Here is a 239-nt window from a genome sequence, read left to right as displayed (position 1 = left end):
CTTCAGCGATTTTAGCCAGCCAGCTTGTTCGGTGGAATCTTCATTTTGATGGTTCGATCGTATATTCATATTGCGTCTTGCCATGATGGAAGGCCGTTCCCCGAAAATGCTTGAAGTCTTCCCGTTCGGTCAAGACCTTGCGGAATTCCAGAAATTCCTCTTTCGGGATATCGAGCGTATCGATCTCGCCATTTTTCAAGCGCTCCAGTTCGTTCTCATAATCAGTCATGAAATGTTCC

1 protein-coding gene is annotated in these 239 nt (G+C 46.0%); it reads right to left on the bottom strand.

Annotation, left to right across the window (positions count from 1 at the left end; all coding sequences use genetic code 11):
* Positions 1-40: 40 nt before the first annotated feature.
* Positions 41-239: hypothetical protein (locus R0J92_RS26205; protein ID WP_411053842.1), on the bottom strand; the 199-nt coding region annotated here is incomplete at its 5' end.

This window comes from Tritonibacter sp. SIMBA_163 (assembly GCF_046535935.1).
In the GTDB taxonomy this organism is placed as follows: Bacteria; Pseudomonadota; Alphaproteobacteria; order Rhodobacterales; family Rhodobacteraceae; genus Epibacterium; species Epibacterium scottomollicae.
The sequence above is the reverse complement of the archived record's forward strand: the minus strand, read 5'-3'. Positions and strand labels throughout refer to the sequence as shown.